The organism is Bacillus sp. SIMBA_008, from assembly GCF_046535495.1.
In the GTDB taxonomy this organism is placed as follows: Bacteria; Bacillota; Bacilli; order Bacillales; family Bacillaceae; genus Bacillus; species Bacillus subtilis.
This window is the reverse complement of sequence record NZ_JAWRWL010001371.1, coordinates 1-232: the sequence shown is the minus strand read 5'-3', so window position 1 is coordinate 232 and position 232 is coordinate 1. Positions and strand designations below refer to the sequence as shown.

Below are 232 nucleotides of genomic sequence, written 5' to 3'. Positions count from 1 at the left end.
AATTTTTGTTCAGAGAAATTATGTTCTTTCATTTTTTCAGGCTCTAATTTCACCATGAATTCCGTACAATATCCATACTTAATATCTTCTGTACTCAATTGGCTTTGTACACTACGGTGATGTTCTGCGCGTACCATGTCATTCATAGATGGTTGGGCAGACACATTAGAAGAAATCGTTTCTCCTTTTAAGTCAGCTAAAAATCCTTCGTATACAACAACAAGACCTTTAC

Annotated in this window: 1 pseudogene; it reads right to left on the bottom strand. The window is 35.3% G+C overall.

The features are described from left to right. Positions 1–232, bottom strand: a pseudogene (locus tag SB658_RS27945) (hypothetical protein); the annotation flags it as partial.